At 71.1% G+C, this 22052-nt stretch carries 22 protein-coding genes; 11 read left to right on the forward strand and 11 right to left on the reverse strand.

Features of this window, described 5'->3' with window-relative positions:
• Window positions 1–15: 15 nt before the first annotated feature.
• Together ACQPXB_RS44070 and ACQPXB_RS44075 are read right to left on the reverse strand one after the other, a co-directional pair.
• The gene (locus ACQPXB_RS44070) at window positions 16–636 is read right to left on the reverse strand and encodes a trimeric intracellular cation channel family protein (RefSeq protein WP_360593816.1); all 621 of its coding nucleotides are present in this window, start codon (window positions 634–636) and stop codon (window positions 16–18) included.
• Window positions 637–639: 3 nt separating this feature from the next.
• A complete protein-coding gene (locus ACQPXB_RS44075; RefSeq protein WP_366584735.1) occupies window positions 640–1293 on the reverse strand; it encodes a response regulator transcription factor in 654 nt (217 codons plus the stop codon).
• Between the two features lie 367 nt (window positions 1294–1660).
• Here ACQPXB_RS44075 and rph point away from each other — a divergent pair, with 367 nt between their 5' ends.
• A complete protein-coding gene (gene rph / locus ACQPXB_RS44080) occupies window positions 1661–4249 on the forward strand; it encodes a rifamycin-inactivating phosphotransferase (RefSeq protein WP_432847886.1) in 2589 nt (862 codons plus the stop codon).
• A gap of 50 nt (window positions 4250–4299) precedes the next feature.
• Here the strand turns inward: rph and ACQPXB_RS44085 are convergent, their stop codons facing one another.
• The 8 genes from ACQPXB_RS44085 to ACQPXB_RS44120 form a co-directional block, all read right to left on the reverse strand.
• On the reverse strand, window positions 4300–4773 hold the full coding sequence (locus ACQPXB_RS44085) for a DUF4190 domain-containing protein (RefSeq protein ID WP_366584739.1): 474 nt from the start codon (window positions 4771–4773) through the stop codon (window positions 4300–4302).
• 166 nt (window positions 4774–4939) lie between these two features.
• Entirely contained in the window at window positions 4940–6010 is a 1071-nt protein-coding gene (locus ACQPXB_RS44090) for a DUF6895 family protein (protein ID WP_432847888.1), read from the reverse strand.
• Window positions 6007–6816 carry an ABC transporter permease gene (locus ACQPXB_RS44095; protein WP_386951209.1) on the reverse strand — a complete coding sequence of 270 codons (810 nt, stop codon included), beginning with the start codon at window positions 6814–6816 and terminating at the stop codon, window positions 6007–6009. The genes ACQPXB_RS44090 and ACQPXB_RS44095 overlap by 4 nt, the downstream gene beginning before the upstream one ends.
• 11 nt (window positions 6817–6827) lie before the next feature.
• The gene (locus tag ACQPXB_RS44100) at window positions 6828–7733 is read right to left on the reverse strand and encodes an ABC transporter ATP-binding protein (RefSeq protein ID WP_432847890.1); all 906 of its coding nucleotides are present in this window, start codon (window positions 7731–7733) and stop codon (window positions 6828–6830) included.
• Complete coding sequence (locus ACQPXB_RS44105; RefSeq protein WP_366584746.1) at window positions 7730–8281, reverse strand: flavoprotein; 552 nt, start codon at window positions 8279–8281, stop codon at window positions 7730–7732. The genes ACQPXB_RS44100 and ACQPXB_RS44105 overlap by 4 nt, the downstream gene beginning before the upstream one ends.
• Window positions 8282–8291: 10 nt before the next feature.
• Entirely contained in the window at window positions 8292–9590 is a 1299-nt protein-coding gene (locus tag ACQPXB_RS44110) for a lanthionine synthetase C family protein (RefSeq protein ID WP_432847892.1), read from the reverse strand.
• Entirely contained in the window at window positions 9587–12619 is a 3033-nt protein-coding gene (locus tag ACQPXB_RS44115) for a lantibiotic dehydratase (RefSeq protein WP_432847894.1), read from the reverse strand. Before ACQPXB_RS44115 ends, ACQPXB_RS44110 begins: the two co-directional genes overlap by 4 nt.
• A gap of 69 nt (window positions 12620–12688) precedes the next feature.
• On the reverse strand, window positions 12689–12862 hold the full coding sequence (locus ACQPXB_RS44120) for a gallidermin/nisin family lantibiotic (protein ID WP_366584752.1): 174 nt from the start codon (window positions 12860–12862) through the stop codon (window positions 12689–12691).
• Window positions 12863–13096: 234 nt separating this feature from the next.
• On the opposite strand from ACQPXB_RS44120, the gene ACQPXB_RS44125 reads away from it, so the two are divergent.
• The 8 genes from ACQPXB_RS44125 (at window position 13097) to ACQPXB_RS44160 (ending at window position 19126) form a co-directional block, all read left to right on the forward strand.
• Window positions 13097–13630, forward strand: coding sequence for an RNA polymerase sigma factor (locus ACQPXB_RS44125; protein ID WP_366584754.1), 534 nt, complete (start codon window positions 13097–13099; stop codon window positions 13628–13630).
• Window positions 13627–14679: a hypothetical protein gene (locus tag ACQPXB_RS44130; protein WP_432847897.1), complete on the forward strand. Its 1053-nt coding sequence runs from the start codon at window positions 13627–13629 to the stop codon at window positions 14677–14679. Before ACQPXB_RS44125 ends, ACQPXB_RS44130 begins: the two co-directional genes overlap by 4 nt.
• A gap of 443 nt (window positions 14680–15122) precedes the next feature.
• Window positions 15123–15719, forward strand: coding sequence for a hypothetical protein (locus ACQPXB_RS44135; protein WP_432847898.1), 597 nt, complete (start codon window positions 15123–15125; stop codon window positions 15717–15719).
• Entirely contained in the window at window positions 15716–16540 is an 825-nt protein-coding gene (locus tag ACQPXB_RS44140; RefSeq protein WP_432847900.1) for a hypothetical protein, read from the forward strand. Before ACQPXB_RS44135 ends, ACQPXB_RS44140 begins: the two co-directional genes overlap by 4 nt.
• Window positions 16537–17406: an ABC transporter ATP-binding protein gene (locus tag ACQPXB_RS44145; RefSeq protein WP_432847901.1), complete on the forward strand. Its 870-nt coding sequence runs from the start codon at window positions 16537–16539 to the stop codon at window positions 17404–17406. The genes ACQPXB_RS44140 and ACQPXB_RS44145 overlap by 4 nt, the downstream gene beginning before the upstream one ends.
• Before the next feature lie 7 nt (window positions 17407–17413).
• Window positions 17414–17788 (forward strand): DUF2511 domain-containing protein, encoded by a 375-nt coding sequence (locus ACQPXB_RS44150; RefSeq protein WP_432847902.1) that lies wholly within the window; start codon window positions 17414–17416, stop codon window positions 17786–17788.
• A gap of 147 nt (window positions 17789–17935) precedes the next feature.
• The gene (locus ACQPXB_RS44155) at window positions 17936–18568 is read left to right on the forward strand and encodes a hypothetical protein (protein WP_366584766.1); all 633 of its coding nucleotides are present in this window, start codon (window positions 17936–17938) and stop codon (window positions 18566–18568) included.
• Window positions 18569–18691: 123 nt separating this feature from the next.
• The gene (locus tag ACQPXB_RS44160; protein ID WP_366584768.1) at window positions 18692–19126 is read left to right on the forward strand and encodes a hypothetical protein; all 435 of its coding nucleotides are present in this window, start codon (window positions 18692–18694) and stop codon (window positions 19124–19126) included.
• 31 nt (window positions 19127–19157) lie between these two features.
• On the opposite strand, the gene ACQPXB_RS44165 is transcribed toward ACQPXB_RS44160, so the two are convergent.
• Window positions 19158–19868 (reverse strand): hypothetical protein, encoded by a 711-nt coding sequence (locus tag ACQPXB_RS44165; protein ID WP_366584770.1) that lies wholly within the window; start codon window positions 19866–19868, stop codon window positions 19158–19160.
• 112 nt (window positions 19869–19980) lie between these two features.
• On the opposite strand from ACQPXB_RS44165, the gene ACQPXB_RS44170 reads away from it, so the two are divergent.
• Both ACQPXB_RS44170 and ACQPXB_RS44175 read left to right on the forward strand, forming a co-directional pair.
• Window positions 19981–20784, forward strand: a complete 804-nt coding sequence (locus ACQPXB_RS44170; protein WP_366584772.1) for an ABC transporter permease — start codon at window positions 19981–19983, stop codon at window positions 20782–20784.
• Window positions 20785–20787: 3 nt separating this feature from the next.
• A complete protein-coding gene (locus ACQPXB_RS44175) occupies window positions 20788–21498 on the forward strand; it encodes an ABC transporter ATP-binding protein (protein ID WP_432847903.1) in 711 nt (236 codons plus the stop codon).
• The last annotated feature ends 554 nt before the right edge of the window (window positions 21499–22052 follow it).

Raw genomic sequence — 22052 nt, forward strand, 5'->3', positions numbered from 1 at the left:
GAACACACGCAGAACTCACAAAGAGTCGGTATCACCAGGCCGGGCCACGGGCGCGTTCCAGTGCCGCCACAGAGCCACCAGCCGAATCGTTACCACCACGGCCGCCGCGACGACCGTGACCGCACTCGACGGCAGTGGCAGAGCGTGACCGATCGCGACCAGCACCGCCCCGGCGAGCGCGGCGACGGCGTAGATCTCCTTGCGAAGGACGAGCGGGATCTCGCGCAGCAGCAGGTCACGCAGTGCGCCGCCGCCGATGCCGCTGGTCATGCCGATCAAGCACGCGGCGTAGGCGGTGGCGCCGGCGTTGAGCGCGATCGTCGTGCCGGCCGTCGCGAACACGCCCAGGCCCAGCGCGTCGGCGAGCAGCACCGCGCGTCTCAGCCGCGCGACCTGGGGGTGGAACGCGAACACGACGAGCGCCGTGGCCGCGCAGACGGCCAGGTACGGCCAGTTCCGCAACGTCGTCGGCGGGTGGATGCCGAGCAGGACGTCGCGGATGATGCCGCCACCCAGCGCCGTCGTGAGGCCGACGACGATCACGCCGAACACGTCGAGGCGCGCCCGGACGGCGGCCAGCGCCCCGGACGCCGCGAACGCCACCAGCCCGAGCAGCTCGAGCGCGGTGAGCACCATCGGCTACTGGTCGAGCAGCCCGCCGCGGTAGGCCAGCAGCGCGGCCTGCACGCGGTTGGCGGCGCCGATCTTGGAGAGCACCGCGGACACGTACCCCTTCACCGTGGCCTCCGACAGGTGCAGCCGCCCGCCGATCTCGGCGTTCGACAGCCCCTGGCCGATCAGCGCGACGACCTCACGTTCCCGTTCGGACAGGCTCGCGAGGAGCTTGCGCGCCGGCTGCGCGGCCCGCTGCTCGTCGCGATGGGACTGGACCATGCGCGCCGCCACGCCCGGGTCGAGCACGGCGCCACCTTTGGCCAGGTCACGGATGGCGCGCAGGAGAGCCGACGGGTCGATGTCCTTCAGCAGGAAGCCGTTGGCGCCGAGCCGCAGCGCGAGGCTCACGTACTCGTCGATGTCGAACGTCGTCAGCATCGCGACCATCGGCGGGTCCGGCAGCGCGAGGATGGCCCGCAGCGCGCGGATCCCGTCGTCGGGCGCGCGCATCTTGATGTCGAGCAACGCCACGTCGGGGTGGTAGCGCCGCGCCACCTCCACCGCGGATCTGCCGTCGCTCGCCTCGCCCACGATCTCGATGTCCGAGGCCCCGGACATCATGGCGCGCAGGCCCGAACGAACCAGTTCCTCGTCGTCCGCGAACATGAGCTTGATCAACGAAGCCCTCCGGCAGCCGGTGGTCGAAGCGGCTCCCCGCTTCCCGTTAAGGAAGATTACCTACTGTTGTTCAAGGTTTCGAAACCAGACACGACCAGGTGACGCGACTGGTCCGGCCGGGTCCCGGATCGTGCTGGTCTCCGCCCGCCGGGGTCCCCCACACGGGTGGGGCCGGTCGTCGGTTGACCTACGGCCGTGAGCTTCAGAGGTGAATGTCCAGACCGGACGGAGGGGCGGAAGAGCAAGTACTCCTCCTGCCACTTTCAACCTATAGCGCACCCCCGCTCTTGTGGCAAGACCCCGGTCGTCGTTCACAATCGTCCGCCTCGGCCGGAATTCTCCGGCCCTGGAAAACGGGGGAACAAGAGTGGGTGGAACCGAGCTCGTGCTGGATTTCCGCGAGATCGACCGCAGTCAGATCGACCTCGTCGGAGGCAAGGGCGCACACCTGGGCGAGCTTTCGCGGATCGAGGGCGTGCGGGTGCCGCCCGGGTATTGCGTGACGACACGTGCGTTTCGGCGGGTGCTGGCGGAGGTGCCGGCGTTCGACAGCGCGCTGGACCGGCTGGCCCGGCTGGATCCCGACGACCGGGACCAGATCGCCGAGCTGAGCGCGCAGATCCGTGCGGTCGTGCCCGCGGCGGCCGTTCCGGACGACGTGGCGGCGGCGCTGATCGCGCCACTGGAGCCGGGAGCCGCGTACGCCGTGCGGTCCAGCGCGACGGCCGAAGACCTGCCGACGGCCTCGTTCGCCGGCCAGCAGGACACGTACCTCAACGTCGTCGGGCCGGCGGCGGTCCTCGAGCACATCCGGCTCTGCTGGGCCTCGCTGTTCACGGACCGGGCCGTGACCTACCGCCTGCGCAACGGGTTCGACCACGGCCGGGTCCACATGGCCGTGGTGGTGCAGCGGATGGTGCTGCCGGAGGCGTCCGGGATCCTGTTCACGGCCGACCCCATCACGTCGAACCGGAAGGTCACGACCGTCGACGCCAAGTTCGGCCTCGGCGAGGCGCTCGTCTCCGGGCTGGTGAACGCCGACAGCTACCGGGTGCGCGAAGGGGAGATCGTCGAGAAGACGGTGTCGGCCAAGCAGCTCGCCATCCACGCGGTGCCCGGTGGCGGCACGCGCGAAGACGCGATCGCGCCGGAGGAGCAGGAGCGGCCGGCGCTGACCGACGAGCACGTGCTGGAACTGGAACGGCTGGGCCGCCGCATCGAGGCCTACTTCGGCCGGCCTCAGGACATCGAGTGGTGCCTGGCCGAGGGCGACTTCCAGGTCGTGCAAAGCCGGCCCATCACCACGTTGTTCCCGATCCCGCCCGCTGCCGACGAGGGCAACCACGTGTACCTCTCGGTCGGGCACCAGCAGATGATGACCGACGCGATGCGGCCGCTCGGGCTGTCCGTGTGGCAGCTGACCACGCCGCGGCCGATGGCGGAGGCGGGCAGCCGGCTGTTCGTCGACGTCACCCCGGGCCTGGCGACGAAGGCCGGGCGCGCCGGGTACCTGGAGATGATGGGTGCGTCGGATCCGCTGATGCGCGACGCGCTGCAGACCGTGCTCGACCGCGGTTTCCTGCCGGAGCCGACCGACGGTGGCGCCGCCCCGCTGCCGTTCGGCGTCGCACCCGAGCCGATCGAGACCGACTCCGCGATCGTCCACGAGCTGATCGCGGAGAACCAGGCATCGCTGGCCGCGCTCGAGCGTGGCATCAGGGAGAAACGCGGCGCGGAGTTGTTCGACTTCATCCTCGCGGACCTGCAGGAGCTGCGGCGGCTGTTGTTCAACCCGCGCAGCCACCTGGCGATCATGGCCGGGATGGACGCGACGACGTGGCTGAACGACCGGCTGCGCGAGTGGCTGGGCGAGGAGAACGCCGCAGACACGCTTTCGCAGTCCGCGCCCGACAACGTCTCGTCGGAGATGGGCCTCGCCCTGCTGGACGTCGCCGACGTCCTCCGTCCGCACGCGGAGGTGGTGGCGTTTCTCCGGACTGCGCGGGACGAGGGCTTCCTGGACGAACTTCCCGCGTTGCCCGGCGGAAGTGAGGCGCGAAAGGCGATCCAGACCTATTTGGACACTTACGGTATGCGCTGTGTTGGCGAAATAGACATCACCCGGCCACGGTGGAGCGAACGTCCCAGCACGCTGCTGCCCGTGTTGCTCGGCAACGTCGACAACTTCGAACCCGGTGCAGCCCGCCGGCGTTTCGACCAAGGGCTGCGGGAAGCCGGGCAAAAGGAACAGGAACTGCTTTCGCGGTTGCAGGTTCTGCCCGACGGCGGCCGCAAAGCCGAAGAGACCAAGGCGATGATCGACCGGCTCCGCACCTTTGTCGGCTATCGCGAATACCCCAAGTACGGGATGATCAGCCGCTATTTCCAGTACAAGAAGGCGCTGCTGGCCGAGGCCGAGCGCCTCGTCGCGGCCGGCGTGCTCGAGGCGCCGGAGGACAGCTTTTCCCTGCGGTTCCAGGAACTGCACGAGGTCGCGCGCGCCGGAGTCGCCGACGCCGACCTCATCCGCCGGCGCAAGGAACAGTTCGCGGCGGACCAGGCGCTCACCCCCCAGCGGGTGCTCACCTCCGAGGGCGAGACCGTCTCCGGGAGCTACCGGGGTTCGGACGCACCGGCCGGCGCGCTGCCCGGCCTGCCGGTGTCCACGGGGACGGTCGAGGGCCGCGCCCGCGTTGTCCTGGACCTCGCCGAAGCCGATCTCGAAGCCGGCGACGTCCTCGTGACCGCCTACACCGACCCCAGCTGGTCACCGGCGTTCGTGACGATCGCCGGCCTGGTCACGGAGGTCGGCGGCCTGATGACCCACGGCGCCGTGGTCGCCCGCGAATACGGACTGCCGGCCGTCGTCGGCGTCAACCGGGCCACGCGGCTGATCCGCGACGGGCAGCGGGTCCGCGTGAACGGCACCCACGGCTACGTCGAGCTCCTCGACTGACGCCGGAGCCGTCGGGGATCCCCCGATCCCCGACGGCTCCACGGCTTTGGTCAGCGGTTCTGCACGTTGTCGTTGAACTGCTGCTGGCAGCTCTGGATCTGCGAAGAGTCGGTGCCGGCCTTGTTCAGGCAGTCCTGCAGGTCGTTGAGCTGGCTGCCGAACGACGCGAAGATCGAGCCGATCGCGATGAGGATCACCGCACCGATGACCAGGCCGATGCTGCCGGTCACGATGCCGGCGATGGCGGCGCCCTTGTTGGTCGCCTCACGGCGGTTGGCGCGCTTCACGCCGAGGATGCCGAAGATCAGCGCGAGAACGCCCAGGATGATGCCGCCCCACACCGTCCAGCACAGGACGAGGGCGATGATGCCCAGCACGAGGGCCGTGACGCCGAACCCGTTGCGCGGCGCGCCGCCGACGGGCTGCTGCTGCCCGTAACCGGCGCCGACCGGCGGAGCTGCGAACGGGGCACTCTGGCCGGCGGGGTACTGCTGGTACTGCTCAGGGTTGTCGGGCGTGCTCACGTACTTCACCTTTCCAGTGATGGGAACCGGAACTTTACGGCCCGGCGCACGCCTTATCGGGCGGATTGCCTGATCGTTACCAATCGTGCGGATCAAGGCCGACACGATCACCCGGAACCCGACATTTCCCCTGGCGGCGTGACAATCGCGCCGGCGTCGTCCTCGGCTAGCGCCAGACGTCGAGCGCCGCGCGGCACAACGCCGTTCGCTCGGCGTCGGCGGGGATGCCGAAGCTGCCGTCGGGCTGCTGCCGTGCCCGCAGGTGGTGCACCGCCGCGGTGATGACCGGACCGCGCAGGCCGTCGCGCGCCGCGGCCGACAGCAGGGTTGCGGTCCGGCCCAGGTCGCCGCGCCGGAACGCGATCACGAGTTCCTCGGGCAGCTCCGGGGCCGGGCGCGTTTCCCCGGACACCGGCACAGCGAGGGCGAGTTCGGTGACGAGCGTGGTGTGGTAGCACGTCCCGAACACGTACGCAGTGGCTTTCCGCCCGGTCAGCCGGGCCGCGACGGCCGGGTCGTGGAGCGGGCCCGCGACCGCGCCGTCGGCCCGCGCGGCGGTGCCGAGCCGGTGCCGGGCGGGCCCGTTCGCGAAGCCCATCAGCAGCGTGGTGTGGAAAAGCTCCGCACCCAGGTCGAAGTCGCCGTCCGCGAGGTGCGCGGCCAGCATCAGCCGGGTCGTCCGCGCCAGCGCAGCGTCCGTGGGCAACGCGGTCCGGCCGAACGCCGTGCCGTAGAAAACCGCGTGGGTCAAGGCGTAACAGTCGGCATCGGTCATCCGGAACGGATCGAGGTGTTGCCCTTCCCGCCACCGGTGGAACAGCCGGCGTGCCGAGGGCAGGTGGGGGTTCGCCAGCCCGCCGAGGTCGGTGACGTACCTCAGTTCCAGCGCGCCGATCCCGTCCTGGTTCGGCCGGACACCCGCGTCGAGCAGCGCCTGCGCCGCGGCCAGCAGGTCCGGACGGCGGGCCCCCAGCCGATCCATCAGCGCGAGCAGCCAGACGTGGTAGGTGAAGTAGGCGTCGCCGCGGTAGAGCCCGGCCCGGAACTCCGGCGTCGCGGTCAGCCGGCCGGCCAGCTCGAGCGCGGCGTCGGTGAGCGCGAGCCCGGGCACCTGGTCGCACAGCAGCAGCAGCTCCAGCAACGGACCGCCGGCGAACGGCCGGGCCGGCAGGAACTCGTTCCAGACCCGTGGCTCGAACCACTCGAGGTGCGCCTCGAGCCAGTCGCACGAGTTCATCGCCCCACCCGCAGCCGCAGCAAGACCGAGAAGACCACGGCCAGTCCTCCGGTCACGGCCAGGTCGAGCCACCACGGCAGGGCCCCGCCCGCCGGCACCAGCAGATGCCGCACGCCGTCGACCGCGTACGTCATCGGGTTGACCTTGAGCGCGACCGAAAGCCACGCGGGTCCGCCGTCCGGCCTGAACACCGAGCCGGAGAGGAACAACAGCGGGTACATCGCCAGCTGCACCGCCGACTGCAGAGTCTGCACCCGGGTGATCGCGGTTGCCAGAAACGCGCCGAACAGACCGAAAATCGCTCCGACGAGGGTGAACGCCGCCACGCCGACGGGATAGGACAGCACGGTGAGCCGCAATCCCAGCAAGGGCGCGAACACCAGCATGCCCGCGCTCTGCGCACCGGCGGTCACTGCCGTCGCGAGGACCTTGCCCAGCGGCAGGCACAGCCGCGGGACCGGCGCCACCAGCATCTCCCGCAGCGCACCGTACTCGCGGTCGAACGCGTAGCTCAGCCCGGAGCTCACCCCGAGCGTCACCACCTGGATCGCGATGATCCCGGGGAACACGTACGCGCTGAACGGGACACCGTCGACCGAGCCGATCATCCCGTCGAAACCGACCGCGTAGACGAGCAGGAAGAACACCACCTGCACGGCTTGCGCGACGAGCGTGCCGGGATGGCGTGCCTGCCGGTACAGATCACGCCCGGCGACCACGGCCAGCGCGCGGCAGAACTCGGCCCATGGTGCCCGAGCGGACTCCACCGTCGCCGGGACGGGCACGCGGATTTCCTGCACAGTCATGGTGTCCGCCTTCAGGATTCGGTGGTGGCGAAGTAGACGTCGTCCAGCGAGGGCTCCCGCAAGGCCACCTCGGTGACCGGCACGGTGACCGCCCGCACTACCTCGGCGATCCGCCGCTCGGGCTGTGTGCAGCGCACCAGCAGACCGTCCGTTGTGGACGAAACATCGAAGCCCGCGCGGATGAGCTCGGCTTCGGCCACGACGTCGTCCGCAGTGGACAGGCGCAACGCGGTCGCCGCCAGCTCGGCCTTGAGCACGGCCGGCGAACCACCGCGCACCAGGAGTCCGTTGTGGATGATCGCCACCTGGTCGGCGAGCTCGGCCTCGGCCAGGTAATGCGTGGCGTACAGGACGGTCACGCGCTCGTCGTCACGAAGCCGGCGCAGGTCAGCCCACAGCGCCCGGCGGACGTCGGGGTCGAGGCCGGTCGTCGGCTCGTCGAGGATGACCAGGCCGGGGCGGTGCAGCAAGGCCCGCGCGATCTCCAGCCGGCGTGCGAGCCCGCCGGAGAGCTGTTCGACGGGGTCGGCGCGCCGGTCGGCCAGGTCGAACTGGCGCAACACGTCGTTGATGCGCGCTCGCGCTTGTGCCCGCGGCAGCCCGAAGAGGCGGGCGTGGAACGAGAGGTTGCGTTCCACCGGCAGATCGGGGTCGAGTGTCTGCTCCTGGAAGACCATGCCGATCCGCCGCCGCACGGCGACGGGGTCCACCGCTGCGTCATGCCCGAACACCTCGATCCGGCCGGAGTCCGGCGGCACCGCGGTCGACAGCGCTTTGAGCAGCGTGGACTTCCCGGCGCCGTTCGGGCCGAGCAGCGCCACGATCTCGCCGCGCCGCGCGCCGAGCGACACCCCGTCGACGGCGGTCCGCCCGCCGTAGGTGACCACGAGATCACGCACGTCGAAGGCAGGCGTCATGCCGACACCTCCGCACCCGCGCTGAGCCGCTCCAGCAACACTTCGGCCGGTGGCACGACGATGCTCGGCACGATCGCGCGGCTCGCCACCTCGTAGGCGGCGCCCGGGATCGGGTCGACGACGTCGTGGCCGTCCTCGCGCAGCAGCGCGACGTTGCGCTGCACCGCGGGCCGCTGCCACATCACCGGGTTCATCGCCGGCGCGAAGGTGACCGGGCAGTCGGCGGCCAGCACGGTCGTGGTGAGCAGGGTGGGTGCCAGGCCGTGGGCGACGGTGCCGAGCAGGTTCGCCGTGGCGGGCAGGATCAGCGCGCGGTCGGCCCACCGGCCGAGCGCGACGTGGCCGCCCGCCGGGTCCTCGTCGGTGCAGACGCGATCGCAGAGCACGGCGAGGCTGCCCGCCGGCAGGAAGCGGGCCGCGGTCGTGGTGAGCACGGCGACGATCTGCCGCACCCCGGCGGCGCGAAACGCGTGCAGGTAGGCGGGCAGACTCAGCACCGCGACCGAACCGCTCACTCCGAGCAGGAGTTTCTCCGGTGGACCGGACATGGCGACCTCCTCAGGTCAGCATCAGGGCGGTGTCCCACGCACCCGCCGCGGGCAGCAGAGCGCAGGCCACGCCGGCCGCGCCTTCGAGCATCCCGGCGACGTTCAGCCGCCGGTATCCCGTCGCGTCCAGCCAACCCCGCGGCGAATCCGGCACGAGGTGGGGGAAGACGAACGGGGCGGCCGGGTCGGCGAACGACAGCACCCGGGCGGTCAGCCGGGCGCAGCCGTCGAGCAGCACCGGGTCGCCGGCGGCGGTGCCGACGCGGCGCATGATCTGCAGCAGCCCGGCGTAGCCGTGGCAGACCGTCGGGCCGTCGAGCCGCCACGACTGCTCGTCGCGGGCCAGGACGGCGCGCAACGCACCGACGGCTGCGGCGCACCACCCCGCTTCGCCCAGCACCGAGCCGGCCCGGTGGAGCGCGGCCGCGACGCCGGGAGCGCCGTAGCACCACGCCTCGCGGGTGAACACGTCGGCGGCGGGCGAGAGTTCCTCGTCCCAGCCGAGCCGGCACGGCCAGTACGCGCCCGCCTCGCCGGTACGGCGCCGGGCGAGCAGCCAAGATCCGATGCGCCGCATGGCGGCACGCTGTCCGGGCACTTCCACGTCGCGTTCGAGCGCCGCGGCGAAGAACGCGAGCGGGCCGGGGATCCCGTGGGCCAGGCCGAGGTTGAAGTCGCCGCGCGGATACCGGCGGGCGTCCTCGGCGACCGGCTGCAGCTGCGACGGGATCCACCAGCCGGGCACGGTGTGTCCGTCCACAGTGATCGGTTCGGTCAGCTTCACCAGGTACCGCAACGTGTTCTCGACCACGCCGGTTTCGCCGACGTCCAGCAGCAGCCGGGCGGTTCCGGACAGGCCGTTGATCACGTCGTAGTGCGCCCACGAGACGCCGGGTTCGATCCGCGCGGCGCACGCGTCGAGCCGCGTCTGCTGATCCGCCGCGACCCAGGCGGCGAGCTTCCGGCGCAGCGTTCCGTAGTTCGGGCTCAGCCGGTGCACGGCGGTGAGCAGCGCCGCGGGCCCGGCGTAGAGGCCGTTGGCCGGTTGCCCGGACATGAGCTGCGCAGCGCGTGCGACGTGCCGGTGCGCCACCGCGAACCAGCGTTCGTCGGCCGCCGCGAGTTCGGCGTACAGGAGGGCGATGCCGGGCAGGCCCGCGGCGAGCGCGACCGGAGCCCACATCGAGGCGCCGTAGATCGGCTCGACGTTGTCCGGCCGGCTCGCGATCTCGGCGACGGAATCCGGCTCGGCAAGCCGGTCTGCGACGAGCAAGACGGCTTCTTCGGCGTCGGTCAGGCACGCGGTCATCGGTGGTGCCTCCGCCGGTTCGCGTTGTCCTGCACGGCACCACGCGCCAGCCCGAGCACGGTGGCTTCCCGGCTGGAGGAGCCGCCGAAGAGCCGGTTGCAGGTCATGTGCATCAGGCTGCCGACGATCCGTGCTTCCGGTGCCGCACAACGGTCGCCGAGCTCGCGGATGAGCCGCCTGTAGTCGCGGGCCGCGGCGTCGCGCGCGCTCAGCGCGGCCAGGACGGGAGCGCCGGCTTCGCCGAGCCCGGCCCAACCACCTGCGGGGTCGATCAGGCGTTGCCACCGCGCCGCGTCTTTTCGGTACTCCGCGGGCAGTTCGCGGCGGCTGCCGGTGATCGCGAGCCACGATTCGGCCGCGTCGCCGGTGTCGGTCACCCAGCGCGCTCCCGGCGACGGCGCCCCGAACGCCTTCGCCAGCGCAGCCACGGAAATGGCGCCGAGCGTGTCCAAGGAGAACAGTCCCTGCTTGGCCAGCCGCAGGAGCGTGATCGCCGCTTCGCTGTCCGCACCGAATAGGCGCTCGGCGGCAGCCTGCGCCGCGGGCCCACCGTACCGCTCCAGCTCGGGGTCGTACTGCTCGATGCTGGAGCTGCCTGCGAAACCCGTCCGCTGCCAGGCGGCGAGCACCTCGGACGCGGCAGGCAGGAGCTCGGACCACAGGCGCGCGGGCTCGCCGTGGAACCGCAGCCGCAGGTGGTGGCCGTCGGAATCGGTGTAGCGGATGAAGAACCAGCGATCGACGCCCGCCTCCGCGGCCGGCGTCAGCAGCCGGGGGAGCTCGTCGCGCAGCAGGTCGTCCTGGACGCGGCAGGACCCGCGGACCAGCAGGTACAACCAGTCGCCCGCCAGCCGCGCCGGTTCGGGCCGGGCGACTACGTGGGCGACGTGCGGTGGCCGGCCCCGCTCGGGCCGCGGCACGAGCGAAACGACGACCTCGCGCGTGTGCCCGTCGCCGACCGAATCTTCGCCGCCCGCGATTTCCTGGGCCACCAGCTCGGGATTGCGCGCCAGTTCGTCGCGCAGCAGCTCGCGGTGCCACGGGTCGCCGAGGTTCAGCAACAGCCGCTGGTCGGTGCTGACGACCAGGACCCGGTCCGGCACCTGCCAGCGGGCCTGCCAGTCGGCGACGGCCCGGTCGATGTCGTCCTGCCCTCGCAACCCGTCGAGCCGCCAGGTCGCGGGCGCCAGCACCGTGCGGCGGTAGCGGATCCGCGGCAGGAACGGCGCGTTCGCCATCGGCCCCCAGTTCCACGGTTCCCACAGCCGCTGCCCTTCCAAGCCCAGCTCGAACAGCAGGCGGATCACGTTGGGCGCCTGCACGGCCGGGCTGACCATGTTGGGCAGCACGGGAACCAGCTCACGGCCGGTCGGCACGTGCACGGCGTAGAGGCGTTCGAGCGTCGCTCCGACGGCGATCTCGGCGACCGGGATCTCTTCGGTCCCTGGCGCGTCCGGCAGCCCGGCGGTGATCCGCCGCCCGGTGGCTCCGACGGTGTGCGCGAGGTTCGCCGCACGGCCCGAGCGGGGCATGAACGCCAGGTCGGCGTGGACGGCCCCGGGCACGTGCACCGGCTGCTCGCCGTCGCGCCAGTCCGGCAGGAGGTCGTGGAAGCGGCCGGATGTCGCACCCGCGTGGTGCGAGCCGGGGCTGGGCGAGACGACGACCCGGAACCCGCCGTCGGCCTGGTCGACCACATGCACGTACAGCTCGCAAGAGTTCGGCAGGTCTGCCGGATCGGCGTCGTCATAGGCGAGTTCGCGCACCAGCTCGTCGGTGAGCACGGCCTCGCGCGAGTTCTCCCGGACGGCGGCCATCGCCAGCTCGCTGATCAGGCGGTCGCGTTTCGTGCTCGCCGGTTCGGGCGTTTCCTCCGGCGCGGCCTCGCTTTCCGGCCATTCGTAGCCGGCGGGCGCGCCCAGCGAGCGCGTCGGATCGAGCAGTTCGAGCACCGGAACCAGCCGGTCGGCGCCGTAGCGTTCGAGGAACCGGCCGTGGAACCCGCGCAGCGGACGCATGCCCAGGCGCGGCGGGGACAGCCGCCACAGAACCTCGGCGGCGCGTTCGACCTCGGTGCGGACTTCCTCGGACAGTCGCAAGCGGACGTCCACCCGGGTGTCGACGTGCAGGGGTGTCGCGAAGTCCTCGATCTCCCGGGCCGCGGCGAGCAGCCCGGTGAGCTCGACCGTGCCTTCGCCGGGCGCGAGCGCGTCGTACTTCCCGCGCAGCCGGTCCAGTTCCTGAAGCCGGGCGCGGAGGTCGCCGTCCGGGAGTCCGCTCAGGACGTGGTGCAGCGGATCGGTGCCGTCCAGCGGCGGGCGCAGGTCCGTGATCAGCAGCTCCTGCTCGACGAGCGTTCGCACGAGCCGCCAGACGGGCGCCTCGGCGCCGTCGGAGAACTGCCCGGCGAGCCTGCGCACCAGTTCGGCGGCGGGGACGGGCGACGCCGCGGCCCGCAACGCGGCGGCGACCACGGGCGAGCGGCGCGCGGACACGATCGTGCGCGTGGTCTGGCCGGGTGCGGCGCCATGCCCTGACGGCGTCTCCAGCAGCACGCGGTCACCCCGGCCGGTCAGCGCCTGGTGGCTGCGGACGCGCACGCCCCGCAGCACCGCGGGATCCGTTTCGGCGCGGTGCACGATCCGCAGGAGCCAGCTCATATCGGCGTGTGTGCGGTGGCGGTCCGCCGTTCCCCGTTCGAAAGCCGCGTCGCCGAACTCGCCTGAGGCGACCCCCGCGAACAGGCCGAACGGCGTCGGCCGCGTCCGCATCCGGATGTCGTAGCGCAGCACGGAAAGCGCGGCCCGACGCAGCTGTTTAGGTTTCAGGGCCGCGACTTCGCCGGCGGCGACGCGCTTGAGCACGGCGCCGAGGCTCGGGCTGGCCAGCGTGATCGCCTCGACCAGCTGGGGCTCGGCGACCGCCGCGGTCAGCAGGCCGGCGTAGGTGTCCGGGCCACCCGGTGGCGATTCGGCCAGCAACGGCGACCGGACGAGGAAAGCAGGCCAAGCGCGGAACAACGGATCCATCGGTTCCCCCGGAGACGGACGGACGGTTCGGGAAGGCGCCGGGCCGAGTCCCGGCCCGGCGCCACGGGATCAGCAGCAGAAGCTGCAGTTGCTGCCGCCACCCGGGCTGGTGCAGCCGGGGGTGCACAGCGAGATGCTGGTGATCGCCGGCGTCACGCTCATCTGCTCGACACCCACCTCAAGGTCGAGGTCGAACAGATCGACGTCGTCGATCACCGCGGCGGTGGTTTCGAAAGTCGGCATGGTTACTCCTTGCTTCGGAATCGGGTGAGTTCTTCCCCTCGAGGTGGCGGACGCCCCTGAAGTCCGCCTTTTCAAAACAAGCCAGACCGCGAAACGCGCCTCAAGCCTTTCGGCGACAACTGGCAGTCACCAGGCGGCCGGGCAGTCCTCCGGTCGGGGGCACTCGAACGAACGCCGTGAACCGCCGGCCGCTTCGCTGCTACACCTATGTATGTGTGGTCGGACGAGCAGCTCATGTCCTCCGTCGCAGGCGGCGACCAGCATGCTCTTCGCCACCTGTACGAACGGCACAGCAGCGGGATGTTCCGCCTGCTGCGCCGCCTCACGTCCGACGCCGGGGCAGCCGAAGAGATCCTCCAGGAAGCCTGGCTGGCAGTGTGGCAGTCGGCAGGCAGCTTCCGCGCCGAATCTTCCGTCCGCGGCTGGCTCTACGGTGTGGCCCGCCGCCAAGCCCACAATCGCCTCCGGCGCGCCACGCTGGTGGAAGTCGGCCTCGACGAAGCCGCCGCCGTCCCCGACGAAGCCCCCGGCGTCGAGGACCGCGTACTGGCCGGCGTCGAACGGGCGGCCCTGGTGGAAGCGATCACCGAGCTGCCGGAACACCTGCGCGAAGTCCTCGTGCTGGTGCTCGGAGAAGACCTCTCGTACCCGGAGGTGGCGACCGCGCTGGGCATCCCGGTCGGCACCGTCAAAAGCAGGATGTCGCACGCCCGGCGCCACCTGAGCGCGCGGCTCAGCCCGTCTCCGGCCCGCAGGAGCACACCATGACCCACCCCACCGACGACGAACTGCGTCTCATCTCCCGGCCCGAGGGCCACCTCGCGGAGTGCCCCGCCTGCCACCGGCGCTGGGACTCCTGGCGCTCACTCACCGCAGCCACGCGCCAAGCCGCGCTGGTCCTGACGCCTGAGCTGGCACCGCCGTCGTTCGACACGCTGCTGCCGGATCTGGCGTCCGGGGCCGATGCGGTGCTGCCGGACCTGACGCTCGGTTCCCACGCACCGAGGCCGGACCTCGCGCCCGCATCCGACGCACAGGGGCGGGACCTCGCACCCGAATCCGGCTCGCGTCTACCGGACCTGGCAGCTGCGTCCGACGCGCTGCCGCCGGAAGCGGCGACCCCGCACCGACCGCGAGCGAGCGCGCTCCCGAACGCGGCACCCAGGCCGGCTCCGCGCCGATCTTTGCGGACGAGCGCGCTGCTGGTCTGGTGGCAACTCCGCCTGATGCCCCGCCGGCTGCTCCCGCTGAGCTTCGTCGGCCTCGCCGCCGCCGTCGGGATCGCGCTGATCACCCCGGACCCGTTGCCGGCGTCGCGCTACTTCGCGGCCGGCGTGGTCCTCGTCGCGCTGCTGGGGTCGCTGGCCACAATCTCGCGCCGCGGCGACCCGCGGGGCGAGCTCCTGTTCGCCCTGCCGACGTCACCCGTCACCGTATTCATCGCGCGCCTGGTGGTGGTGCTGACCGTCGACCTTCTGCTGGCGCTGGCCGGCTCGGTCGCCGTCCATGCGGCGGGCATCGGCAGCGGCGTGTTCGACCTGGTCACGGGCTGGCTCGGCCAGTCGCTGCTCGCCTCGGCCATTGCCGTCGCCGGCACCGTCCGCTGGTCCTCCGGCGTCGGCGCCGCGGCCGCTGTCGCGGCCTGGTGCCTCGGCTCCCTGACGACCCTCGCCCGCGGCGGCCTCGCTGAACGCATCGGCGCAGCCGCCGCGCAAATCTGGGGCACCACCCCCTGGACACTCGCCCTCGTCCTGCTGCTGTTCGTTCTGGCCGCCCGCCAGCTACGCCTGCCCGAACGCCGCCGGGAATTCGCGTGAACCACTTCGCCGGCACCCTCGGTGCACCACCGCCCGCGGAAACACGAAGCGGCGCGAGCCAGGCAGAATCACTCGACCTCGCGGCCGCGGCAGCGCCAACATCAGCCCAAATCTGCGTGGCTCCTCGCCTCCCTCGCCGAAGGCATCGGTGCTGCCGAAACCCGGGCCACCGTGTCCTCGGCACTCACCCCCGTTCCGCTCGCGCTGGCTGGCCGCCCCGCACGGCCGCGCGCACGCCGTCGGGAATTTACGAGAGCCTCGCCGACCCCCACCCACCACAGCACCACCGAACTCACCAGTGCCGCAGTCACACGAAACCGGGACACCGCACCGTCGACACTCACCCCCGCGCTGTCCGTCCTGGCCACCCGCCAACTGCCCCTGCCCGAATGCGGCCGGGAATTCGCGTGAACCACCCGACCCTCCCCCGCTACGTACCAGGTATGGACCACCTCCAGCTGTGGCGTTACGAGGCGAAGCGGGCGGGGCGGCACGTCCTCGCCGCACCGCCCTTGGTTGCTGCGCTGGTGCTGGCCAGTGGGCTCGGCCTGCGGGGTGCCGGGTTCGCCGGCGCGTGGGTAGCGCAGGCGGTGCCACCGTTGGTGGCCGGGGTGGCGGCGGCCGCGGTCGCCGGTGGGGAGCGGGCGGTGGAGCTGCACCTGAGTCTGCCGACGCCGCTGGGCACGACGTTCGCGCGGCGGCTCGGCCTGCTGGGCGCGGCCGTGGTGCTGGGGGCGGTGATCGTGGCGGCCGGGCTGGTGCCGAGTGCCGAGGCGGTCACGCGGTTCGCCACGGTGTGCGCGTTCGGCCTCATGCTCGGTGCGGCGGGCACGTGGGCCGCCGCGGTGCTGCGGTCGGTGGCCGCCGCGTCCACGGTGGTGCTGTGCGCGTGGTTCGCGCAGCTGTTCGTACTCGACCGGTTCTTCTCCGCCCCGGCCGGCCGGATCGGTGCGCTGCTCGTGATCGCGACGCTGTTCGCGGTGCCGGCCGCGCGCCGGATCATCGAGGGCCGGGGCCTGCTCGGCGGGGGACAAGAATGACCACGACCTGGAGTGCAGTACAGGGCTCGGTGCGCTACGAGGCCCGCATGGCCGCGCGTGGACGCGTGCTGTGGCTGTCGCTGCTGCCGCTGACGGCGCTCGCGGTTCTGCTGGCGCTCTCCTCGCCCATGGTGACCGGCATGGCCGATCCCGTGGGCCGCGTCGGGATGACGCTCGTGGTGGTCAACACCTTCGCGGTGGCGGGCCTCGGTGTCGCTCTGGCCGGGCGGCTGAGCCAGCACACCCGGCCCGGCCTCACCGAAGTCCTCGACACAACCCCGGCCGGCCGCACCACGCGCATGGCCGGGAATCTTGCCGGCGCGCTGGCCGTGGCGCTCGCACCGATCGCCGGCGTCGTCGTGCTGATCGGCATCGTCGTCAGCGCGCAGGCCGGCTCGGTGGCGCCGGTGGTCAACTCGCTCCTCGGCATCGTGACCATGCTCGTGCCCGCGGCACTCGCGATCACCACACTCGCCGGCCTGCTCGGACTCCTCATGCCCGTCGTGCTCGCCCGGGTCGTGGTGGTGGCGCTCTGGCTGTGGGCCACCCAGCTCAGCCCGGGATTCGTGCCGGTGCCGACCCCGACCGGCACGGTGCTCTCCCCGCTCGGCGGCTACCCGGCAGTCGCGTGGCTCGGCGCGCGGCACGTCTGGGCCGCACGGGGGCGCACCGGATTCCTCAGCCCACCGGCGAGCGCCGGGTCGGCCCTGCTGAACATCGCGCTCGTCCTGCTGTGCGCAGTGGTGTTCTTCTGCGCGGCGCGGCTGGTGCTGGCCTGGCGAGCGGATCGCCACGACGGACAGGACGGAGCGATCCGGTGAAGATCGTCATCGAGGGACTCACGAAGAGGTACCGCCGCGGCGAAGCGGCGCTGGACGGCATCGACCTGCGCCTCGGCGAAGGCATGACCGGCCTGCTCGGACCCAACGGCGCGGGCAAGACCACGCTGATGCGCGTCCTCACCGGCATCCTGCACCCGACCGCCGGCCGGGTCCGCGTCGGCGACCACGACCTGGCGACGTCGTCCGGCCGCACCGCCGTGAAACGCATGCTCGGCTACCTGCCGCAGGAGCTGTCGCTCTATCCAGATCTCACCGCCCGCGAATTCCTCGACTACGTCGCGCTCCTCAAAGGCGTTGACGACAAGCACCTTCGCCACACGCAGGTCGACGACCTGCTCGGCCAGGTCGGGCTCGACGAACACCGCGGTCGGCGCATCAGCGGCTTCTCCGGCGGCATGAAACGCCGCCTCGGCATCGCCCAGGCGCTGCTGGGTGATCCGCGGCTGGTGATCGTCGACGAGCCGACCGCCGGGCTCGACCCGCAGGAACGCATGCGGTTCCGCGCTTTGCTCGCGGGGCTCGGTGGAGACCGGATCATGATCCTGTCCACACACATCCTCGACGACGTCGCCCAAACCTGTCCGGAAGTCTGCGTGCTCAGCCAAGGGCGGGTGCTTTACCACGGCACCACCGCCGGCCTCACCGGCGCGGCGGCAGACCGGACTTTTCAGTTGCAGAGCGAAAAGCCGCCGTCCGGTGGCACCGTCGTCAACGCCGTGTCCGGGCCTGGCGGCACCGTGTACCGGCTGGTCGGCACGCCCCCGCCCGGCGCACAACTGGTTGCGCCCACGCTCGAAGACGGTTACGTCGCTCTTCTGCAATCGCACGAGCAGTCGAAAATCTGAGGTGTAAATGTCCAGGATCGCCACTGTGGCCGGCTTCCTCGCCGCCGCGTTCGTGCTCACCGCTTGCGGCTCGGGCACCCGGAACCCGGCCTCGACCAGCGCCGTTCCCCTGCCGCCTCCGACATCGAGCCGGCAAGCGGTCACCCAGGCCAATTTCGGATATTTGTGGCCATTGACCGTCGACAGCGGAACACTCGAATGCCACAGCGCCGACCAGGTGGTCTTCGTTGCACCCGACGGAAAGTCCTATGCGCTCAACGACAAAGCCGCAGCAGCTGGAGTACCGGCGATCGAGCCGTTGCGCAAAGAGGGCAGCACCGGCGGGAAAATCAGCCTGGGCTCCCTGCTCAGTACCGGGGTCGGGCTGTGCGGGAAGCGGTGACCGTGCCCCACCATCCTCGCCCGCCACACCGCGTGCTCAATTCGGGAAAAGCAACTCCACTTTCACTCTAATGAGTCTTGGAGAGGGGTCGTGAAGTGCTATCTTCACTAGTGGTTGATTGACACCCAACAGGACGGGGGGCCTGTGGTGGATGCGTCATACTATCTAGTGATAAAAGCGCACGCCGGGTTACGTTTCAGTCCCGTCGGTAGCCGAGAAGACTGGGCCGGAGCCGGTGTCACGCTCGACTTTCTCGAACCACCATCGTTGGTGGTACTGCCACCGGACGGAACACCGGTTCTGGTTCCGGCGGCGAGCGAACCCGATGTAGCGCTGATCCGGTCGTTGCGGCACAAGGATTGCCTGCGGCAGATCATCGCCGTTGTCGACGACCTCGACGGGCACCAGACGTTTCGCGCGATCGACAGCGGAGCCAGCGCGGTGCTGAACGTCCGGCTGCCACACGAAAAACAGCTCGGCGCAGTTCTCGCCACTTGCTCTGGTCAGCCCCGGCGCGGACCGCGGCTCACGGAGGTGCGCGCGCTCGAACCCGCCGCGAACACCGAAGCCGCCGACCCGGAAGATACCGGCCGGCTCATGCGGATGCTGTGCGGCACCAGCAGCATCTCGGCCATCGCGCGCGAGTTCTACTGCTCGGAGCGTTCGATGTACCGCCGGCTTCGCCGGTTGTACGAGCAATTGGGGGTATCCGGGCGTTCCGAGCTGAAATCCCGCATGGCCGATCGGAGCGCGATGCTGGTCGCGGTGGCCCGCCACTGATTCCGGAACCGACCGGACTGCCATGATCGCTTCCGAAGCTGCCACAAGTCGCCGAAGGTGCTGTGCACGCGATGATCACGTCTTCTACTGGACGGGCAACTTCCGCCCGGAAAGGAGAATCCCGTGCAGAATCCCCTTGCCCTGCCCGTCGTCGCGGCGACCGCGATCGCCACCATGGTGCTGCCCGCCGCGACGGCGAGCGCCGCACCGCTCGCGCCGCCGTCGTGCTCGATCAGCGTGGACTACCCCCACGGTTCGCACACGGTGCCCGGCGCGACAAACGTCCACGGTGTGTTCAGCTGCAACACCAAGGTCACCGGCATGACGATCCAGGTGAAGCTGTGGCTGCGCACCGGATACCAGCAGTACCAGCTGGTCGGTGACAGCGGCGTCCAGCGCAATTCCGGCAAGAACCAGATCAAGTCCAACGCCGCCTGGAACCAGTGCCACGACGGCTGGGTCATGCACGGCGAAGCGTTCGGCGTGGCGACGCAGGTGCCCTACCAGCCGGTCACCGCGCACACCAGCGGCAAAGACGTCGACGTCGTCGGCTGCTGAGGTCCCGCGGTGAGGTGCCGGCCAGGGCGCCTCACCGCAGCCGCGGTTCGGTGAGCCAGGCCGTCGATTCGCAGTTCCAGCCACGCAACGCCGACGTGCCACGGTCCGTGGCGATCGGCACGTCCTGCGTGTACACCAGCCCGCGAGCACTCAAGTGCACGGCATCGAAATCCTCGGCGACGGCGAGCCAGTCCACCCGCGGGAACCCGCTGCCGCCCAGCGGGTACTCCGCCAGCAGCACGGCGAAGTCCGCCGCGCGTTCGATGCGGTGGATCCGCGCGGCCGTGAGGTCGACCGTGACCCAGTGCTCGCGACGCGGCGGAACCTCGCCCGCCGCGCGCGTTTCCGGGGTGCCGACCAGGCTTTCGCTCCGCGACCAGCAACTCGTGCCGTCCGGCAAACGGGACGACGTCCACCACGCGCCACGCGGCTTGTCGTCCAAAACCCTTGTACTGCCAGGCTCGGGGCGGACCAGCGCCACGCGCGGTGGCTCCGGCGCCACCGAGAAATGGGCCTGGGCCTCGCTGGGTGTCGGCTCGGCGAACCAGCCGCCGGACAAGCGGTTCTCGAGCTCCTCGGCCACGGGCCGCGGGTCGACCTCCGGCCCGGCTTCGGGGCCGACCCATTCCGCCGTCGCGGCAATCACCTCGAACAAGTCTACATCGGACAGCTCGACGAGCGGGAGCCCGGCGCGGACGAGCGCACGGCAGACCGCGGAGAACAGCGGGGGCTTCTCGACCATGTCCGCAGGGTACCGGACCACCACGATCGAGTGCCGCGAAAAAGGCGTGAACCACCTCCACCCCTCACCGCTACATACCGGACGACACCGAATTCGGCGGAACGGAGGAGCCATGACTTCCGGCGCGGATGTGCCCGACAAACCGGCGGCGCGGGACCACCCTGCACTGTGGACGGTCGTCGGCACCGAGCTGGCCCGCATGCGGCGGGGATTCCTGCCCTGGTACACGATTCTCGCGCCGATCGCGATCGCCGTGCCGCTCTACCTCGGCTCGCTGTTCTCTCCCGAAGGCGCCTCCGGCGACACCTGGGGCGTGTTCAGCCGGGTGACGCTCGAGTTCTGGGGCGCGCTCGTGCCGATGAGCGCGGGGCTCACGGCCGCGCTGGCCGTGCGCGCGGACAACGAGGCCTGGCGGCTGCTGCTGTCGTACGCGGTGCCGCGGTGGCGGTACTTCGCGGGCAAATTCGGGGCACTGGCCGTGCTCAACCTGATTTCGAGCACCATCCTCCTGGCCGTTCTCGCGGGCGGAGCGGTGCTGAACGGGCAAGTCGGCGAAGTTCTCGGCACGATCACCGCCGCGGCCTACCTGCCGTGGCTCGCCGGGCTGGCGACGTCGGCGCTGGCACTGCTCGTCTCGGTGCTGTGGGGGCTCGGCCCCGGCATCACCGTCGGCGTGGTCGGGCTGCTCGCCGGCACCCTGACCGCGGACAAGTCCTTCTGGTTTGCGATTCCCGTCGCCTGGCCGATGCGGGTGCTCCTGCCCGTGGCCGGCATCAGCCCCAACGGCATCGCGCTGCCGCCGCACAGCCCGCTCGCCGATCCGGACGTGATCCCCGTGGCCGTGGCCCTGTCCGTCGGGCTGCTGGCCGTCCTGCTGGCCGCCGGGTGCCGGCACCTGAGCCGCAAGGAGGTGTGATCGATGTTGACTCTCGAGATTTCGGGACTGCACAAGCATTACGGCGCGCACCGCGCGCTCGATGGCGTCGACCTGCAGGTGCGGTCGGGTGAGGTCTACGGGCTGCTCGGGCCCAACGGCGCGGGCAAGACCACACTGATGAAAGCCGTACTCGGCCTGCAACGCCCGACCAGCGGCGATATCCGGCTGTTCGGACGGGCGTACGACCGCGGGCTCCTCAGCGACGTGGGTGCGCTCGTCGAGGCCCCGGGCCTGTGGTCGCACCTGAACGCCGTGGCGCACCTGCGCATCCACGCGAAGCTGCGGGGCGTGTCCACGGACTGGATCGAGCCGGTGCTGGCCCAGGTGCAGCTGACCGAAGTGAGCACCCGGCGCGTTTCGCAGTACTCGCTGGGCATGCGCTGGCGCCTCGGCCTTGCGATCGCCCTCCTGGTGCGGCCGCGATTCATCGTGCTCGACGAGCCGACGAACGGCCTCGACCCCGTCGGAATCCGGGAAATGCGCGCGCTGATCCGGTCGCTGGCCGGATCGGGGGTCACCATCATGATCTCCAGCCACCAGCTGTCGGAGATCGCGCAGATCTGCGACCGCGTGGGCGTTCTCGTCGCGGGCCAGACCCGGTACGAGGGCGAGGTCCAGGGCCTCGCCGTGAACGGCGACCTGGAGGAGGGCTTCTTCCGCATCATCGAAAACGTCGGCGGCGGCGTCCGCTGACCGCACCGGAGCCGGACCCGCCGCGCCGCCCCCCAGGACGCGGCGGGTCCACGCCGGAGCTTGTCGCCGTGCGAGTGTCCACTGCGATGACGAATTCGGGCGTCCTCGAGAATGGCAAGCCGGTCATCATCCTGATGCACGGCGTTGGCGACGCGCTGGACAAGTTCGCGAGCCGCCAGACCACGCCGGGCAAGCCGAACCGGGTTTGCTCCCGTGGCCCCAAGAGCTGCAGTCCTTCGAGAGCACCGGAAAGGTGCTGACCGGCGTGCTCGACCACCTCGGTGGAGCGGCGCCGGCAGTGCTGGGCGGACACTCGCTGGGGCTTGATCGCCGCGCGGATCGCGCTCGACCACCCGGACAAGGTCAAGGGCCTGGTTCTGATGGACGCCACCCCGTCGACGCAGATCGCCGGCTTCGAGCGGATCGTCCCGGCGTCCGCAAACCGGCTGCCGATCCGCGGACGCAGACCATGGCGGCCTTCGAGGGGCCGAGGCCAGAGACGCTCGTCGTCAAGCACGGCGAAGTCCACTGTGCCCGGCCGAGGCGACCCAATA

Origin of the sequence: Amycolatopsis sp. CA-161197, from assembly GCF_050942255.1 — a bacterium.
In the GTDB taxonomy this organism is placed as follows: Bacteria; Actinomycetota; Actinomycetes; order Mycobacteriales; family Pseudonocardiaceae; genus Amycolatopsis.